This window comes from Rhodococcus sp. RDE2 (assembly GCF_020885655.1).
In the GTDB taxonomy this organism is placed as follows: domain Bacteria; phylum Actinomycetota; class Actinomycetes; order Mycobacteriales; family Mycobacteriaceae; genus Rhodococcus; species Rhodococcus pyridinivorans.
Map to the genome: position 1 here is coordinate 1,128,434 of NZ_AP025186.1, position 15,935 is coordinate 1,144,368.

Here is a 15,935-nt window from a genome sequence, read left to right on the forward strand (position 1 = left end):
CCTTACGATCGCCGAACCACCGTCCTCGGTGGCCGAAGTTTAGGGTGGGAGTCTATGACGAACAGTACGACCGGAGGCACGCGGCATTTCAAGACCGCGGTTGTCCCCGCAGCAGGTATGGGGACGCGGTTCCTTCCCGCAACCAAGACGGTTCCGAAGGAACTCCTGCCGGTGGTCGACACGCCCGGCATCGAGCTCGTGGCGGGTGAAGCCGCGGAGTCGGGCGCCGAACGCCTTCTCATCGTGACGGCGCCGGGCAAGGACGGCGTGGTCGCGCACTTCGTCGAGGATCTCGTCCTCGAGTCCAAGCTCGAGGAGAAGGGCAAGTACGAGCTCCTCGCCAAGGTCCGCAAGGCCCAGGGGCTGCTCGAGGTCGAGTCCGTGGTCCAGGAGAAGCCGCTCGGCCTCGGTCACGCCGTGGCGTGCGCCGAAGAGGCGCTCGATCCCGACGAGGACGCGATCGCCGTGCTGCTGCCCGACGACCTCGTGCTGCCGGTCGGCGTGCTCGAGACGATGCAGCGCGTCCGCGCCAAGCGTGGCGGTTCCGTGCTGTGCGCGATCGACGTGCCCAAGGAACAGGTCAGCGCGTACGGCGTCTTCGACGTCGAGGTCGTACCGGATGCCGCCAACCCCGACGTGCTCAAGGTGCTCGGCATGGTCGAGAAGCCGGCCGTGGAGGACGCACCGTCGACCTTCGCTGCCGCCGGCCGCTACCTGCTCGACCGGGCGATCTTCGACGCACTGCGTCGCATCGAGCCTGGAGCGGGGGGAGAACTGCAGCTCACCGACGCGATCGCCCTGCTCATCTCCGAGGGCCACCCCGTCCACGTGGTGGTGCACCGCGGCACCCGACACGACCTCGGAAATCCCGGGGGCTATCTGCGCGCTGCGGTTGACTCGGCGTTGAACACGGAAGAGTACGGGCCCTCGCTGCGCGAGTGGCTCCTCGAGCGCCTGAAGCGCTGACTGCAGGACGGGCTGGAGGACGAGAAGCGGTATGCGGTCGGTTGAGGATCAGCAGGCCAGGGTCACGGCGGCGGCAGTCGCACCCCGGCCGGTCCGGGTGGCCATTTCCGAGGCGCAGGGTCTGCTGTGCGCGGAGGAAGTGGTCACCGAGCGACCCCTACCCGGATTCGACCAGGCGGCGATCGACGGATACGCCGTGCGCAGCGTCGACGTCCAGGCCCCGGCCGAGACCGACGGCGACTCCGCGCCCGCCGAGGTGACGCTGCCGGTGGTGGGCGAGGTGCGTGCCGGTTCGCGTCAGCCGATCCGTCTCCAGCCCCGTCAGGCGGTCCGCGTCGACACCGGTGCGCCGCTGCCGACGCTCGCCGACGCGGTGCTGCCACTCGACAACACCGATGGTGGTGCCGCGCGCATCAAGGTGCTCGAGCCGGTGCGTTCGGGCGACTACGTGCGTCGCACCGGCGACGATGTCCAGCCCGGCGACATCGCGGTGCGGGCGGGGACGATCATCGGGGCCGCCCAGGTGGGTCTGCTCGCCGCGGTCGGCCGCGACAAGGTGCTCGTCCATCCGCGGCCGCGACTGTCGGTCATCTCCGTCGGCGGCGAACTCGTCGACGTCGACCGCACCCCCGGGCCGGGGCAGGTCTACGACGTCAACTCCTACGCGCTGGCTGCGGCCGCGCGTGACGCCGGTGCCGACGTCAACCGGGTCGGCATCGCGAGCACCGACCCGAAGCGGCTGCGCGAGGTCGTCGAGGGTCAGCTGATCCGCGCCGAGATCGTCGTGATCGCCGGTGCCGTGGGCGGTGGCGCGCTCGAGGAGGTCCGCGAGGCGTTGTCCGATCTCGGTGAGCTGGGCGTCGAGCGGATCGCGATGCATCCCGGTTCGGTCCAGGGCTTCGGACGTCTCGGCCGCGACGAGGTGCCGACCTTCCTGCTGCCCGCCAACCCGGTGAGCGCGCTCGTCGTCTTCGAGGTGATGGTCCGGCCGCTGATCCGCATCGCGCTCGGCCGGCGCCAGCCGATGCGCCGCGTCGTCTCGGCTCGCACGGTCGCCCCGATCACCTCGATCCCCGGTCGCAAGGGTTTCCTGCGCGGCCAGCTCATGCGCGACGAGACGACGGGCGACTATCTCGTGCAGGCGCTCGGTGGCGCTGCCGGCTCGTCGTCGCACCTGCTCGCGACCCTCGCCGAGGCGAACTGTCTCGTCATCGTCGACCCCGAGGTCTCCGAGATCCGCACGGGCGACCCGGTGGACGTGGCGTTCCTCGGGCAGCGTGGTTGATGTCCCGTCATCCCGGCTGGCCGGCCGAGCTCGGGCCGCTGCGGGTGGCCGGGGGCGTCGTGACCGTCCGATCGATCCGACTGCGCGATGCCGCGGCTTGGAGTCGCCTGCGTCTGCGTGATCGTGCGCATCTCGAGCCGTGGGAGCCGACCGGTGAGGCGCCGTGGGACATGCGGCACCACATCTCGGTGTGGCCGGGGCTGTATCGGAGCCTGCGGTCGGAGGCCCACAAGGGCCTGATGCTGCCGATGGCCATCGAACTGGACGGTAGGTTCTGCGGGCAGCTGACGGTGGGCAACATCGTGCGCGGGGCACTGCGCTCGGCCTGGATCGGCTACTGGGTGGAGAAGGAGGTCAACGGCCTCGGCGTCGCGACCGCTGCCGTCGCCCTCGGTCTCGATCACTGTTTCGGCCCGGTCGGGTTGCACCGCGTCGAGGCCACCGTGCGGCCCGAGAACGAGCCCAGTCGCGCGGTGCTGCGCAACGTCGGCTTCCGCGAGGAAGGTCTGCTGAAGCGCTATCTCGACGTCCAGGGTCGATTCCGCGACCATCTGCTGGTCGCGATGACGGTCGAGGAGGTTCCGGGCTCGGTCTCGGATCGCCTCGTCCGGGCCGGTCGCGCGACCTGGTCCTGATCACTTCCCGTCTCGAGTCGGGTTCGTCCGTTATGTAACGCAGGTTACTCGCAACTCGAGTAACAATCCCCAGCGCGTGTGGGATCTCTGTGATTAGAGTGAAGAAAGTGTCAGTTGGTTTCGCGTGACTCGAGTGACTTCTGTAGTCGATTGAGTCGGCGTTTCTGTACAGGTAAGCGCAGTGATGCCGTTAGCCTCATGTAGGTCGGTGGCGTCGACGGGCTGGTAGGGCGACGACTGGAGGGAGGACCACCGGATGCCGAACTCGCTTCTGTGGATCGGGCTCGTTGCCGTGTGGTTGTTCGTTCTGGTGCCCATGCTGGTCACGAAGCGTCCTCGAATCCGGCAGACGACCGACGCCGCTCTCGCAACTCGAGTTCTGCACCGCGGAGACGACGAGCCGATTACCCCTCGGGGGCCGGCCGCCGGACACCGCAGCGATCCTCATTGGCGTCCGACTCGTGACCGCACGCACCGCACCCCCGCGGAGGACCGCATGAACACTGAACTCGACGACAGGCCGGAGATCGATTCCGACGAGGCCGACGTCCACGACGAAGCAGCACCCGACCGTGAGCCCGTGCGCGCACACGCACCGCAGCGCCGGGGTCGCGGCGGATTCGACCCGCACGCCGATGCCGTCGCGAGCGCTGCACGATACGAATTCCGTCAGCGGACCGTCCTCGGCCTGCTGATCGCCGCGATCATGACGTCGGCGCTCGCCCTGATCGTCTCGTCGGTCATGTGGTGGCTCGCCGGTCTCGCGGCCGTGGCCCTCGTGGCCTACCTGTTCTACCTGCGGCGCCAGGTGCGTCTCGAACAGGAGATCCGGCGGCGTCGGCTCGCGCGACTGCAGCGGTCCCGCGCAGGAGCCCGCGGCGGCCACGACGACGTTCCGCAGCGTCTGCGTCGCCCGGGGGCCGTGGTCCTCGAGGTCGACGACGAGGATCCGGAGTTCGAACATCTCGATCGCTACGAGGACGACTACGGCATCGACCACGGCTACGACGTCCGGGCGAGCGACGGCGACGACGAGCCCGGCGACTACGTCGTTCCCCGCGCAGTGGGGGAATGATCGTCCGACGATGCTTCCGGCGGGGTCCGCACCGAATCGGTGCGGGCCCCGACCCGTCTTCGGAGCAGATCGCGAAATCGCCCGTCACCTGCGCCGACACTCCGATTTCGTGATGGACGGGGTGGTTTGCTAGAGTTTGCGAGTCGGTTCCCTCGGAACCTACGGGGCTGTGGCGCAGTTGGTAGCGCGCTTCGTTCGCATCGAAGAGGTCAGGGGTTCGATTCCCCTCAGCTCCACCCCCGAAAGCCCCGCCCTCGGCGGGGCTTTCGTCGTATGCGGGGCCATCCGCTGGCGGGTCCTCGCCGAACCCGGCAGACTGTGTGGCATGGACCACAGGATGAGTGACGACGAGTTGCGTCGGGCGATCCGGGTACTGCGCGAGCGCGCCGACCTCGCGCGCAGCGAGAATCGCCACGACGATGTCGAGATGATCGAGCGCACGATTCGGGAATACCAGGAGGAGATGGCACAGCGGCTCTGAGTTCGATTCTGCGAGTTCCATCCGCCGGAGCCGCACGCTCCGGCTCACAGGTCGGTTCGCTCGGCCACACAGGTCGCTTCGCTCCGGCCGCACAACTTGCTTCGCTCCGGCCACACAAGTCGCTTCGCTCCGGCGCATCCGGTCTTATCCGTGGCGCGCCGGAGCGTCGCGTCGTCACGGCGACGTTAGGGTGTCGCCATGGCGATCACCGACCTGCGCGGCACCAAATTCCTTGTGACCGGCGCGGCCAGCGGAATCGGCCGCGCCCTGGCCCATGCGGCCTCCGATCGCGGGGCCCGGCTGGTGCTCACCGATCTGCAGGAGGAGGCCCTCGGCGAGGTGGTCCGCAGCGTTCGTGAACGCGGCGGCACCGTGCTGCACTCGGCCGCCCTCGACATCTCCGACTACGAGGCCGTCACCGCCTTCGCCCGCGACGTGCACGAGGCGTGCGGGGCGCTCGACATCGTCGCCAACGTCGCGGGAGTGTCGGTGTGGGGCACGGTCGACCGGCTGGAGCACGAGCACTGGAAGCTCATGGTGGACGTCAACCTCATGGGGCCCATCCACGTCATCGAGAACTTCGTGCCGGCCATGATCGAGGCCGGCCGCGGCGGGCACATCGTCAACGTCTCCTCGGCTGCCGGGCTGCTCGCCCTGCCGTGGCATGCCGCCTACAGCGCAAGCAAATTCGGTCTGCGTGGGGTGTCGGAGGTGCTGCGGTTCGACCTCAAGCGCGACGGCATCGGTGTCTCGCTCGTCGTCCCGGGGGCCGTGCGCACACCGCTCGTCGACACCGTGCAGATCGTCGGCGTCGACCGCGACCGCCCCGAGGTCCGCAAGCTCACCAAGCAGTTCGTCCGGCACGCCGCGACGCCCGAGAAGGTTGCCGAACGCATCGTCGCCGGCATCCTGAAGAACCGCTTCATGGTCTACACGTCGTTCGACACCCGGTTCGGGTACTGGTGGGCCCGCAAGTTCGCGCCGCCCTACAACCTCGTCATGCAGGCCGCCAACGACTACTTCCGTCGCGTCGTCGGCACGAAGTGAATTCCGGTGGTTCCGACCCCGCTGAGCGGGGCCGGATCCACCTGGATCACTCCGACGCGCGGTGCAGTTCGGCGTGCAGGTGGTGCGTCAGAGGAGTGTCGGCGTGGGCCATCCAGAAGTCGTAGACCAGCACGTCGCCGTCGACCTCGAAACGCCGCCGGACCTCGTGCACGGGCTTGGCGTCGGGTGAGCGCTCCAGGGTGAGGGTGGTGAAGTCCAGCACGCCGCCTTCCGGCCTGGCCCGCTGGATCTCGACGAACCCGGTGGGCTGCGAGACGAGCAGTTCGACGTCGTCGCCGCTGCGACGCAGGTAGCCGTTCTCGGTGTGCAACGGGCGTCCCTCCGTGCGGTGCCGCGTACGGCTGACGTACATCAGGAAGGGCTTGCCGGGAAGGGTGGCGAACTCGATCGTCTCGTCGTACGCGAAGTCGTCGATGGTGGGGTAGTGGCCGTCGCCACCTCCGGTCCAGCGCCCGGCGTACGGTGCCAGGCACCCGAGCGGGTCGTCGGCCATGAAATCTCCCTCGTGTTCTCGGTGTGTTCTTCGCAATCGTTGTCGCCGTACTCGACGCGCCTGACCCGGATGCCGCCGTCCTGCGCGATACCGTGAGCATATGAGTCATCGCTGGGGTGTCGAGTCCGAAGTCGGTGAACTCCGCGCCGTGATGCTGCACCGGCCCGGTGCCGAACTCGAACGCCTCACGCCCCGCAACAACGACCAGCTGCTCTTCGACGCCCTGCCGTGGGTGGCGCGCGCCCAGGAGGAGCACGACGCCTTCGCCGAGCTGCTGCGCAGCCGCGGGGTCGAGGTGTTCCTGCTGGCAGACCTGCTCACCGAGACACTCGAGGCCAGTGGCGCCGCGCGGGTGCAGAGCGTGTCGTCGGCCGTCGACGCGCAACGTCTCGGTTATGCGCTCGCAGAGGAGCTGACGGGCCATCTGCGTGCCCTGCCCGCTGCCGAACTCGCCCGGATCCTCATCGCGGGCATGACCTTCGACGAACTGCCCGCGGTAGGCAGTGGCGCGGCCCCGTCCCTCGTGCGCCTGATGCACCACGGCTCCGATTTCGCGATCGCACCGCTTCCGAACCTGCTGTTCACGCGCGATTCGTCGTTCTGGATCGGAACGCGCGTGGCGATCCCCAATCTGGCGCTGCCCGCGCGCCGGCGCGAGACCAGCCTCACCGACCTCATCTACGCCTTCCATCCGCAGTTCCTCCACGTGCGACGCGCGTACGAATCGCACACCGCGCCCGTCGAGGGCGGCGACGTATTGCTGCTCGCGCCCGGCGTCGTGGCCGTCGGGGTGGGGGAGAGGACCAGCCCGGCCGGTGCGGAAGCGTTGGCGCGCAGCGCCTTCGACGACGGTCTCGCGCACACCGTGCTGGCGGTCCCGATCGAGCAGCGACGGGCGTCGATGCACCTCGACACGGTGTGCACGATGGTCGACGTCGACGCGGTGGTGATGTACCCGGCGATCCGGGACAGCCTGCAGGCGTTCGCCATCCACCGCGAGAACGGCGCGGTACAGATCTCGGGACCGCGCCCCTTCCTCGAGGCGGCCGCCGACGCGATGGGGATCGAGAAACTGCGCGTCATCGACACCGGTCTGGATTCCGTTGTCGCCGAGCGTGAGCAGTGGGACGACGGGAACAACACGCTGGCCGTGGCGCCCGGCGTCGTCGTCGCCTACGAACGCAACGTCGAGACGAACACCCGCCTCGAGGATTCTGGGGTCGAGGTGCTGCGGATCGCCGGGTCGGAACTCGGTTCCGGCCGCGGCGGTCCGCGATGCATGTCGTGCCCGCTCTCGCGGGCGGTCCTGTAACTGGCGTCAGAGGATCTCGCGCACCTTGTCGACCGGACGCGCGAGCACGGTGCCCTTGTCGGTGACGACCAGCGGGCGCTCGATGAGGATCGGGTTCGCGACCATCGCGTCGAGCAGTTCGTCCTCGGATGCCTCGGCCAGGTTCAGCTCCTTGTAGAGCGATTCCTTCTTCCGGATCGCCTGACTCGGTGTGAGACCTGCCGCATCGAGCAGCGACCGCAGCTCGTCGCGGGAGGGCGGGGTTTCGAGATATTTGATGACCGTGGGTTCGAGCCCGTTTTCCTTCAGCAACGCCAAAGTGTTGCGTGACGTGCTGCAACGCGGATTGTGATAGATCGTCGCCGTGGTTGCCATGGCCCGATTCTGCCCTGGCACAGCCCATACTCCGGTGTCACTCGCGCTCGTGTTGCCCGATTCGTCCCTGTTGAAGCTGTTGGGAAGCATTATTACGATTTCCGCGCCCTGAAGTTTTCGAATTCCCTCTCAGAAAAGGCACGGAGCACGATGCTCAAAGGTTTCAAGGATTTCCTGCTGCGCGGAAACGTCGTCGAACTCGCCGTCGCAGTGGTCGTCGGCGCGGCGTTCACGTCCATCGTCACGGCGTTCACCGATCACATCGTGAACCCGCTGGTCGCTGCTGTGGGTGGCGACAACGAGATGGGCTTCGGCTTCCGCCTGCTCTCGTCGAACGACGCGACCTTCGTCAACCTCGGTGCCGTCATCTCCGCGGCGATCAACTTCTTCATCATCGCCGCCGTCGTCTACTTCGTGCTCATCGTGCCGGTCAATGCCGCCAAGGCCCGCTTCGCGCCGGAGAAGGAGCCCGAGGACGAGCCGCTGAGCGAGACCGATCTGCTCATCCAGATCCGCGACCTGCTCGAGACCGGCAGCTACAACACCGCGCCCGCCGACGCGCCCTCGGCCGAAGCGCCCGTCAAGGTCACCGAGCGCTGATAACCTGCGAGAATGCTCGACCTCACCATCGATCCCGACTCACCCGTCCCGCCGTTCGAGCAACTGCGCCGACGCATCGTCGACCTGGTACACGATGGTGAGCTGATCGCAGGTTCCAAGCTACCCACCGTCCGGGGTCTCGCCGACACACTCGGCATCGCCCCGAACACGGTCGCGAAGACCTACCGGGAACTCGAGAAGCTGGGTGTGCTCGAGGCCCGCGGGCGGGCGGGGACGTTCGTCGCCGACACGGGCGATCCCACTCGCACGCGGGCCCAGCGATCCACCAACGAGTACGTCGCCGAGGTGAGGGCACTCGGGATGTCCGACGAGGAGATCCTCGAATTCGTCTCGGCCGCCCTGCGCGCGGGCTGACCTGCCCGTCTTCCGGTTCGCGCAGAGTATGCAGGGTGCGTCCGAAATGTGACGATTTTCTCGGGTTCGGTGATTCCGCTCCGCAGGCGGCCGAAACTTGGAAGGTTTGTTCGCATGAACGTCCCTGGTGATCGGCCCGGGTCCGAGGAGATCGACGAGGTCTCGGGCGCCGGTGCTCCTGCAGTAGCCGCGTCCGCGGCGCATCCGCCGCAGACCGACAAGGTGGTCTTCGGAGTCGCTGCCGCGCTGGTCGCGGCGATCGTGGTGTGGGGTCTGGCCGCCACGGAGAACTTCGGGACCGTTACCGGGAACATCCTCGACTGGATCGTCGTCGAGTTCGGCTGGTTGTTCGTGCTCACGGCGAGCGGATTCGTGTTCTTCGCGCTCTGGCTGGCGGTGAGCCGCTACGGCCGGATCCCGCTCGGCAAGGACGACGAGAAGCCGGAGTTCCGCACCGTCAGCTGGATCGCGATGATGTTCGCCGCCGGCATGGGTATCGGTCTGATGTTCTTCGGTGTCGCCGAACCGCTCTCGCACTTCGTCGAGCCGCCACCGGGCACCAACGGTGGCACCGGTGTCGCGATGGCGACCTCGATGTTCCACTGGAGCCTGCATCCCTGGGCGATCTACGCCGTTGTCGGCCTGACCATCGCGTACGGCACCTTCCGTAAGGGACGCAAGCAGCTCATCAGCTCGGCCTTCATCCCGCTGCTGGGGCGCCGGGCCGAAGGTCCGCTCGGCAAGGTCATCGACATCCTCGCCCTGTTCGCGACCCTGTTCGGCACCGCGGCGTCGCTCGGCCTGGGCGCCCTGCAGATCGGATCGGGCTTCGAGGTTACCGGCTGGCTCGAGACGGCCGGCGTGATGCTGCTCGTCGCGATCGTCGCCCTGCTCACGCTCGCGTTCATCGCCTCCGCGGTCACGGGTGTCGCCAAGGGCATCCAGTACCTGTCGAACATCAACATGGTGCTCGCCGCGATCCTGGCTGTCTTCGTGTTCGTGCTCGGACCCACCGTCTTCATCCTCAACCTCGTGCCCACCACCCTCGGTGCCTACGCCGCGGAGTTCGCCCGCATGTCGGCGCGCACGGCCGCCTCCAACGAGGCCGCAGGTGAGTGGCTGTCGAGCTGGACGATCTTCTACTGGGCGTGGTGGGTCTCGTGGGCGCCCTTCGTCGGCATGTTCCTCGCCCGCATCAGCCGTGGACGCACCATCCGCGAGTTCATCGTCGGTGTCATCCTCGTCCCGAGCCTCGTGAGCCTCATCTGGTTCTCGATCTTCGGCGGCGCCGGTATCGGACAGCAACTGGACGGGTACGACATCGCGGGCGCCGACAGCGTCGAAGGACAGCTGTTCGGGGTGCTCGGAAACCTTCCGCTCACCGGTATCGCCACGGTCGTCGCGATGCTCCTCATCGCCATCTTCTTCATCTCCGGAGCCGACTCCGCGTCGATGGTGATGGGCAGCCTCAGTCAGCGCGGCACCCTCGCGCCGAATCGTGGCGTCGTGATCTTCTGGGGCGGACTCACCGGCGGCGTCGCGGCCCTGCTGCTGTGGAGCGGCGGCGAGGAAGCGCTCAACGCCCTGCAGACGATGACAATCATCGCCGCGGCCCCCTTCCTCCTCGTGATGATCGGCCTGTGCGTGTCGCTCTACCGGGATCTGCAGCGCGACCCCCTGATCACGGGCGGGCGCAGGAAACGGACACTGCGCAAGGTCGAATGACCGAACGGTCCCGCATCGAGGGCGTCGAGTTCCTGCTCGACGTCCTCGATCCGCGTCCGGGCACGTCCGTCCTCGCGATCGACACCGGGCCCGCCTCCGCCGTGGTCGCCGAGCAGGTCGGCCCCCGCGGCCGCGTGCGCGTGGTCCCCTCGGCGACCCGTGCCCACGAGTTCGCGCAGCAGGAGCAGTTCGACCGCATCTACACGTTCGACCTTCCCGAACTCCGCACGGACACCATTGCGGTGGCCGCCCTCGCGCCGCTGCTGACCGGCGACGGACAACTGTGGGTGATCGACGAGGCGGGGCCGGGGGAGGACACCGGAACCGTCTCGATGACGGTGAGCACCGTTCTCGCACAGGCAGGATTCGCGATCGTCGACATCCTCGAACGCGGGTCGCGGGTCGCGGTGTGGGCAGCGGTCGCACAGCGGCATCACGGGTGACACACGACGCCGCGTGCCTGCGGTGAGTTGTCGTCCACCCCGAGTACGGTGTCGCCTGCCCGGCAGTTGCTCTTCGAGAGGAGTGCGCGTGACCGACACCGAACGATTCGACGAGGCCCTCGACCGCGACTGGGTCCGTTACGCCTCGCAGCTGGCCCGGCGCATCTCCGAACTCGCCGGCTCCGACGCGTTCGAGCTGCACGCCGAGACCGCCTCCGGGCCCGCGGCCTGCGTGCACGTGCACGCGAGCGCCGGCGGACACGCCACCGTCGAGGTCACCGGATCCGAGCCGGTCACCCGGCCGGTGTCCGAGGCCGACATGCTCGCCCGGCACATCGTGTCGGTGCTGCGCGGTCGCGGGAAGGTCCCGCATCCGGCCTTCCTGCAGGCACATCCGCCGTCCGCCCTCGGCGACCTCCGCGAGCGCGTGAGCGACGCACTCGCGCACGCCCTCGGGCGCCCGGTGCCGGTCGACGCCGACGGCGACTTCGTCGTGGTCCTCGACTCCCAGGTGGTCTTCGTCGTGATCGACGACGACGGCAGCATCCGGCTGTGGGCGCCGCTGCTGCACGCGATCCCCGAGAACGACACCCCGGGAGCTACGCCCGCCGCCGGTCGCACCCACGCGCTGGCCGAGCTCACCGAGCTGAACCGGACGTGGCCGCACATCAAGGTGGTGCTCGTCGAGGACCGCCTCGTCGCCACCGTCGACCTGCTCGGCGATCCGTTCGTACCCCGCCACCTGTCCGAGCTGCTCCAGCGACTCAAGGGCTTCCTCACGGTCGTCGACGAGCGATTCGCGCGCCGCTTCGACGGCGTCCGCTACGGCTCCGACAGGGACCGCGACGTCGACCTGCCAGAGGGCAGCGTGCTCGACGAACCGAACTGAACCCGGACCCTCCTCAGCGCCAGCTGGGGAGCCACAACTGGTCGTTCCAGTGCTCCGGCGTGATCGGCAGTGCCGTGAGGATCGGCCACAACCACACGAAGTTCGCGATGACGAGCCCCACATACAGGCACACCACGAGCAGCCCGGTCGTCCGCCGCTCCGTCGAGGCGTGCGGTGAACCGAGGATGTCGCCGAGCACCAGCGCGACACCCATCACCAGGAACGGCGCCATCGGCACCGCGTAGAAGTAGTACATCTGCCGGTCGAGGCTCGCGAACCACGGCAGGATCCCCGCGCCGTAGCCGGTGAGCACCGCGGCCCACCGCCAGTCGCGGCGGACGAGCAGCTGCCACAGTCCCCACCCGAGCACCGGCAGCGACACCCACCACAGCGCCGGCGTTCCGACCAGCATCACGGCCTTGACGCACTGCTCGGCGTCGCATCCGCTGATCCGCTCGCCGTCGGCGAAGTAGTACAGCATCGGCCGCAGACCCATCGGCCACGTCCACGGCTTCGACTCCCAGGGATGCTGGTTGCCGGCCGAGTTCGTCAGACCGGAGTGGAACTCGAGGACGCTCGCGCTGTAGTACCAGAGCGAGCGCAGCGCGTCGGGCACGAACGAGAACATCCCGTCGTGGCCGATCCGCGAGCCGACCGCGTGACGGTAGACGCCGGTCTCGCTCGCGAACCACGCCCAGTAGGTCGACAGGTAGACCCCGAGCGGGACGAGCACGAGGGCGTACAACGCCGGACCGATGTCGCGCAGGGCCGTCCCGATCCACGGTCGCTGCACCCGGTAGGCGCGTCGAGTCGCGAGGTCGAAGGCGACGGACATCAGCCCGAAGAACGCGATGAAGTACAGGCCCGACCACTTGGTGCCCACCGCGAGACCCAGCAGGATGCCCGCACCGAAGCGCCACCAGCGCACCCCGAAACGCGGACCCCACACACTGTCGAGGACACGGCCCTCGGCGTGCACCTTCGCCATGCGGGCACGCACGTCGTCGCGGTCGACGATCAGGCACCCGAAGGCCGCGACGACGAAGACCGCCTGGAAGATGTCGAGCATGCCCAGGCGGGACGACACGAAGGTCACCCCGTCGACGACGAGCAGCAGCCCGGCGACCGCGCCGAGCATCGTCGAACGGGTCAGCCGCCGCACGATCCGCACGACCAGCAGGACGAGCACGACACCGGCCGCCGCGGCCGAGAAACGCCAACCCCACGCCGTGTATCCGAACAGTGCCTCGCCGATCGCGATCATCTGCTTGCCGACGGGCGGATGCACGACGAGCCCGTAACCGGGGTTGTCCTCGATCCAGCCGCCGGTGAGCACCTGCCAGCCCTGCGGGGCGTAGTGCTTCTCGTCGAACACCGGCGTCTTCGCGTCGGTGGGGTAGTTGAGCATCGTGAACCGCGTGATCGCGGCGAGGGCCGTGACGAAGGCGGTGACGATCCAGCCGCGCGCCCGATCTCCGGGGAGAGGCTCGGGTCCGGGCACCAACGGGCCGGGACCGAGAAGGCGACGATCCTGCGTTGCCGACGGACCACGGCCGGGGGCCTGTGAAGGGCTGCGGTCCGTCACGGTCACGTTCCGATCGTAGGCTGAGCCGTATGCAGGCAGCCAAACCGGTCCAGGGCGCGAATCCGGGAGAGGGCCGGCTCGTGCTGGCCGCCACTCCGATGGGAGACATCGGTGACGCCTCGGCGCGTCTCCGCGACGCCCTCGGCACCGCCGACGTGATCGCCGCCGAGGACACCCGCCGCACCAAGGCACTCGCCGCGGCGCTCGGCGTCACCATCACCGGCCGGGTCGTGAGCTTCTACGACCAGGTCGAGGTGTCGCGGCTTCCGGGCCTGGTCACCGATATCGAGGAGGGCCGCACCGTCCTGCTCGTCACCGACGCGGGCATGCCGTCGGTGAGCGATCCCGGCTACAGGCTCGTCGCGGCGTGCGTCGAGGCCGGTCTGCCGGTGACCTGTCTGCCCGGTCCGTCGGCCGTGACCACCGCACTCGCGCTGTCGGGCCTGCCCGTCGAACGGTTCTGTTTCGACGGGTTCCCGCCCCGCAAGCCGGGCCAGCGACGCGCGTATTTCGGAACGCTCGTGCAGGAGCCTCGCGCCGTGGTGTTCTTCGAGGCACCGCACCGGCTCGCGGCGTGCCTGGCCGACGCCGTCGACGTGCTCGGCGGCGACCGACGCGCCGCCGTCTGCCGCGAACTCACCAAGACCTACGAGGAAGTGCGCCGCGGCACGCTCGCCGAACTCGCCGAGTGGGCCGTCGAGGGCGCGCGCGGTGAGATCACCGTGGTGCTCGAAGGGGCGGTCGCCGTGGCCACCGACCCCGTCGACCTCGTCGACGAGGTGGAACGGAAGGTCGAGGACGGGATGCGGCTGAAGGACGCCTGCGCCGTCGTCGCCGAGGCCGCGTCGAAGTCGTCCGGAGCGACGGTCTCGAAGCGCGAACTGTACGACGCGGTGCTGGAAGCGCGTCGCGACTGACGCGGTGTTGGAAACGCGTCGCGACTGACGCGGTCTCCCGATCGAGAAGAACGCATATCGGACGCGCCGTGGGGTCCGAGGACACTGCGTGCCACCGGAGCCTAGACTCTGCCGGGTCCCGAGCGCAGACGTCACCGGCACCGGCCGGTCGGACGCTGACGGGGGCTTCGGACGATCAGGAGGACGCGGATGGATTCGGTGAACGATTTCCTCGTCGAGGTGGCAGGGGTGGTGTGGGGCCCGTACCTGCTCATCCCGCTGCTGTTGGGTACGGGCCTCGTGCTCACGATTCGGCTGAGGGGCGTCCAGTTCCGCAAGCTGTGGCCCGCACTGCGGCTGGGTCTGATCACCCGCCACGATCCCGGAGCCACCGAAGGTGACATCTCCCAGTACCAGGCACTGACCACCGCGCTCGCCGCGACGGTGGGCGTGGGCAACATCGCCGGTGTCGGCACCGCGATCTACTTCGGCGGGCCCGGCGCGCTGTTCTGGATGTGGGTCACCGGCCTGGTCGGCATGGCCAGCAAGTACTCCGAGGCGTTCCTCGGCGTGAAGTACCGCACGACCGACGCCAAGGGTGAGCAGAGCGGTGGTCCGCAGTACTACCTCGCCCGCGCCATCCCCAACAAGGCCGGTCTCGTCCTGAGCCTGCTGTTCGCGGTGTTCGCCGTGCTCGCCAGCTTCGGCATCGGCAACATGACCCAGGCCAACACCGTCGCCACCCAGCTCGACGGCACCTTCGGTGTGCCCACCTGGCTCAGCGGCATCGTGATGACCGTGCTCGCCGCGGCGGTCCTGCTCGGCGGCATCAAGTCCATCGGCAGGGTCACCGCCGGCTTCGTGCCCGCCATGATCCTCCTGTACGTCGGCGCCGGCATCATCGTCCTCGCGGTCAACTTCACCCAGATCCCCGAGGCCTTCGCGCTCATCTTCACCGACGCCTTCACCGGCACCGCGGCCACCGGCGGCTTCATCGGATCGGTCTTCATGATCGCTCTGCGCTACGGCGTCGCCCGCGGCATCTTCTCGAACGAGTCGGGCATGGGCAGCGCGGCGATCGCCGCCGCAGCCGCCCAGACCACCCACCCGGTCCGTCAGGGCCTGGTGTCGATGACCCAGACGTTCATCGACACGATCATCGTCGTCACCTTCACCGGCCTGGTCATCGTCACCACCGGAGCCTGGGAGTCCGGCGAGCAGGGTGCCGCCATGACGTCGGCCGGCTTCGCCGACGGCCTCGGCGGGGACTGGGGTCACTGGATCGTCGCCATCTCGGTCGTCTTCTTCGCCTTCTCGACGATCCTCGGCTGGTCGTACTACGGCGAGCGGTGCGTCGAGCGACTCTTCGGTCGCCGCGGCGTGGTGCCCTACCGCGCAATCTTCGTGGTCGTGGTGTTCATCGGTGCCACCACCCAGCTCGAGGTGGTCTGGAACTTCTCCGACGTGATGAACGGCCTCATGGCCCTGCCGAACCTCATCGGTCTGCTGGTGCTGTCGGGTCTGATCGCGCGGGAGACGAAGGCCTATCTCGATCGCGACCCGTACCTGTTGGGCAACCCCGTCGCGACGGACGATCCCGACACCGTCAGGTAACCGGAGGAAACGGGAAAGGGCCCCGCGATGCGGGGCCCTGAACGTATGTGGAGCATGCCTCCACGCCGACCCGGAACTACCCCTCGTCAGTCCCTATCGGCGTGGAGGCCCCCGCCCCACGCTGCAAGGTCGAACCTTG

17 protein-coding genes and 1 tRNA gene are annotated in these 15,935 nt (G+C 68.5%); 15 read left to right on the top strand and 3 right to left on the bottom strand.

All coding sequences use genetic code 11. The annotated features are described in order from the left end of the window. Positions 1-54 precede the first annotated feature (54 nt). The 7 genes from LPH33_RS05465 (at position 55) to LPH33_RS05495 (ending at position 5,489) form a co-directional block, all read left to right on the top strand. The gene (locus tag LPH33_RS05465) at positions 55-966 is read left to right on the top strand and encodes a UTP--glucose-1-phosphate uridylyltransferase (RefSeq protein ID WP_229567382.1); all 912 of its coding nucleotides are present in this window, start codon (positions 55-57) and stop codon (positions 964-966) included. Between the two features lie 31 nt (positions 967-997). Next, the gene (glp, locus tag LPH33_RS05470; protein WP_229567384.1) at positions 998-2,251 is read left to right on the top strand and encodes a gephyrin-like molybdotransferase Glp; all 1,254 of its coding nucleotides are present in this window, start codon (positions 998-1,000) and stop codon (positions 2,249-2,251) included. Continuing rightward, positions 2,251-2,886 (top strand): GNAT family N-acetyltransferase, encoded by a 636-nt coding sequence (locus LPH33_RS05475; RefSeq protein ID WP_059381672.1) that lies wholly within the window; start codon positions 2,251-2,253, stop codon positions 2,884-2,886. Before glp ends, LPH33_RS05475 begins: the two co-directional genes overlap by 1 nt. Positions 2,887-3,142: 256 nt before the next feature. Next, positions 3,143-3,961: a gephyrin-like molybdotransferase receptor GlpR gene (gene glpR / locus LPH33_RS05480; RefSeq protein ID WP_229567385.1), complete on the top strand. Its 819-nt coding sequence runs from the start codon at positions 3,143-3,145 to the stop codon at positions 3,959-3,961. Positions 3,962-4,124: 163 nt separating this feature from the next. Beyond that, a tRNA-Ala gene (locus LPH33_RS05485) sits at positions 4,125-4,197 on the top strand. Between the two features lie 101 nt (positions 4,198-4,298). Beyond that, positions 4,299-4,442: a hypothetical protein gene (locus LPH33_RS05490; protein WP_157788873.1), complete on the top strand. Its 144-nt coding sequence runs from the start codon at positions 4,299-4,301 to the stop codon at positions 4,440-4,442. 198 nt (positions 4,443-4,640) lie between these two features. Beyond that, a complete protein-coding gene (locus LPH33_RS05495; RefSeq protein ID WP_160873871.1) occupies positions 4,641-5,489 on the top strand; it encodes an SDR family oxidoreductase in 849 nt (282 codons plus the stop codon). 46 nt (positions 5,490-5,535) lie between these two features. On the opposite strand, the gene LPH33_RS05500 is transcribed toward LPH33_RS05495, so the two are convergent. Further along, positions 5,536-6,003, bottom strand: coding sequence for an FABP family protein (locus tag LPH33_RS05500; protein WP_145693398.1), 468 nt, complete (start codon positions 6,001-6,003; stop codon positions 5,536-5,538). Between the two features lie 100 nt (positions 6,004-6,103). Between LPH33_RS05500 and arcA the strand changes: the two genes are divergently transcribed. Further along, the gene (gene arcA / locus LPH33_RS05505) at positions 6,104-7,315 is read left to right on the top strand and encodes an arginine deiminase (RefSeq protein WP_088899232.1); all 1,212 of its coding nucleotides are present in this window, start codon (positions 6,104-6,106) and stop codon (positions 7,313-7,315) included. A 6-nt stretch (positions 7,316-7,321) separates the two neighbouring features. Here the strand turns inward: arcA and arsC are convergent, their stop codons facing one another. Then, the gene (gene arsC, locus LPH33_RS05510; protein ID WP_085468971.1) at positions 7,322-7,669 is read right to left on the bottom strand and encodes an arsenate reductase (glutaredoxin); all 348 of its coding nucleotides are present in this window, start codon (positions 7,667-7,669) and stop codon (positions 7,322-7,324) included. Positions 7,670-7,819: 150 nt separating this feature from the next. Here arsC and mscL point away from each other — a divergent pair, with 150 nt between their 5' ends. The 5 genes from mscL (at position 7,820) to LPH33_RS05535 (ending at position 11,701) form a co-directional block, all read left to right on the top strand. Beyond that, positions 7,820-8,269, top strand: a complete 450-nt coding sequence (gene mscL / locus LPH33_RS05515) for a large conductance mechanosensitive channel protein MscL (protein ID WP_016692908.1) — start codon at positions 7,820-7,822, stop codon at positions 8,267-8,269. A gap of 12 nt (positions 8,270-8,281) precedes the next feature. Beyond that, on the top strand, positions 8,282-8,644 hold the full coding sequence (locus tag LPH33_RS05520) for a GntR family transcriptional regulator (protein WP_088899233.1): 363 nt from the start codon (positions 8,282-8,284) through the stop codon (positions 8,642-8,644). A gap of 114 nt (positions 8,645-8,758) precedes the next feature. Then, a complete protein-coding gene (locus tag LPH33_RS05525; protein WP_229567386.1) occupies positions 8,759-10,369 on the top strand; it encodes a BCCT family transporter in 1,611 nt (536 codons plus the stop codon). Continuing rightward, positions 10,366-10,812, top strand: coding sequence for a hypothetical protein (locus tag LPH33_RS05530; protein WP_088899235.1), 447 nt, complete (start codon positions 10,366-10,368; stop codon positions 10,810-10,812). The genes LPH33_RS05525 and LPH33_RS05530 overlap by 4 nt, the downstream gene beginning before the upstream one ends. Before the next feature lie 88 nt (positions 10,813-10,900). Continuing rightward, a complete protein-coding gene (locus tag LPH33_RS05535; protein ID WP_088899248.1) occupies positions 10,901-11,701 on the top strand; it encodes a T3SS (YopN, CesT) and YbjN peptide-binding chaperone 1 in 801 nt (266 codons plus the stop codon). Between the two features lie 13 nt (positions 11,702-11,714). Here the strand turns inward: LPH33_RS05535 and LPH33_RS05540 are convergent, their stop codons facing one another. Then, the gene (locus LPH33_RS05540; RefSeq protein ID WP_160873874.1) at positions 11,715-13,292 is read right to left on the bottom strand and encodes a phospholipid carrier-dependent glycosyltransferase; all 1,578 of its coding nucleotides are present in this window, start codon (positions 13,290-13,292) and stop codon (positions 11,715-11,717) included. A gap of 23 nt (positions 13,293-13,315) precedes the next feature. Here LPH33_RS05540 and rsmI point away from each other — a divergent pair, with 23 nt between their 5' ends. Then, on the top strand, positions 13,316-14,203 hold the full coding sequence (gene rsmI, locus LPH33_RS05545; protein WP_145691657.1) for a 16S rRNA (cytidine(1402)-2'-O)-methyltransferase: 888 nt from the start codon (positions 13,316-13,318) through the stop codon (positions 14,201-14,203). A gap of 189 nt (positions 14,204-14,392) precedes the next feature. Continuing rightward, entirely contained in the window at positions 14,393-15,796 is a 1,404-nt protein-coding gene (locus LPH33_RS05550; RefSeq protein ID WP_088899238.1) for an alanine/glycine:cation symporter family protein, read from the top strand. Positions 15,797-15,935 lie beyond the last annotated feature (139 nt).

Excerpts from the sequence above, each read along its gene's own strand:
- LPH33_RS05525 (WP_229567386.1), top strand. The coding sequence starts at position 8,759 with ATGAACGTCCCTGGTGATCGGCCCGGGTCCGAGGAGATCGACGAGGTC.
- LPH33_RS05475 (WP_059381672.1), top strand. The coding sequence starts at position 2,251 with ATGTCCCGTCATCCCGGCTGGCCGGCCGAGCTCGGGCCGCTGCGGGTG.
- glp (WP_229567384.1), top strand. The coding sequence starts at position 998 with ATGCGGTCGGTTGAGGATCAGCAGGCCAGGGTCACGGCGGCGGCAGTC.
- mscL (WP_016692908.1), top strand. The coding sequence starts at position 7,820 with ATGCTCAAAGGTTTCAAGGATTTCCTGCTGCGCGGAAACGTCGTCGAA.
- LPH33_RS05465 (WP_229567382.1), top strand. The coding sequence starts at position 55 with ATGACGAACAGTACGACCGGAGGCACGCGGCATTTCAAGACCGCGGTT.
- LPH33_RS05550 (WP_088899238.1), top strand. The coding sequence starts at position 14,393 with ATGGATTCGGTGAACGATTTCCTCGTCGAGGTGGCAGGGGTGGTGTGG.
- glpR (WP_229567385.1), top strand. The coding sequence starts at position 3,143 with ATGCCGAACTCGCTTCTGTGGATCGGGCTCGTTGCCGTGTGGTTGTTC.
- arsC (WP_085468971.1), bottom strand. The coding sequence starts at position 7,669 with ATGGCAACCACGGCGACGATCTATCACAATCCGCGTTGCAGCACGTCA.
- LPH33_RS05490 (WP_157788873.1), top strand. The coding sequence starts at position 4,299 with ATGAGTGACGACGAGTTGCGTCGGGCGATCCGGGTACTGCGCGAGCGC.
- LPH33_RS05520 (WP_088899233.1), top strand. The coding sequence starts at position 8,282 with ATGCTCGACCTCACCATCGATCCCGACTCACCCGTCCCGCCGTTCGAG.
- LPH33_RS05530 (WP_088899235.1), top strand. The coding sequence starts at position 10,366 with ATGACCGAACGGTCCCGCATCGAGGGCGTCGAGTTCCTGCTCGACGTC.
- LPH33_RS05500 (WP_145693398.1), bottom strand. The coding sequence starts at position 6,003 with ATGGCCGACGACCCGCTCGGGTGCCTGGCACCGTACGCCGGGCGCTGG.
- LPH33_RS05495 (WP_160873871.1), top strand. The coding sequence starts at position 4,641 with ATGGCGATCACCGACCTGCGCGGCACCAAATTCCTTGTGACCGGCGCG.
- rsmI (WP_145691657.1), top strand. The coding sequence starts at position 13,316 with ATGCAGGCAGCCAAACCGGTCCAGGGCGCGAATCCGGGAGAGGGCCGG.
- arcA (WP_088899232.1), top strand. The coding sequence starts at position 6,104 with ATGAGTCATCGCTGGGGTGTCGAGTCCGAAGTCGGTGAACTCCGCGCC.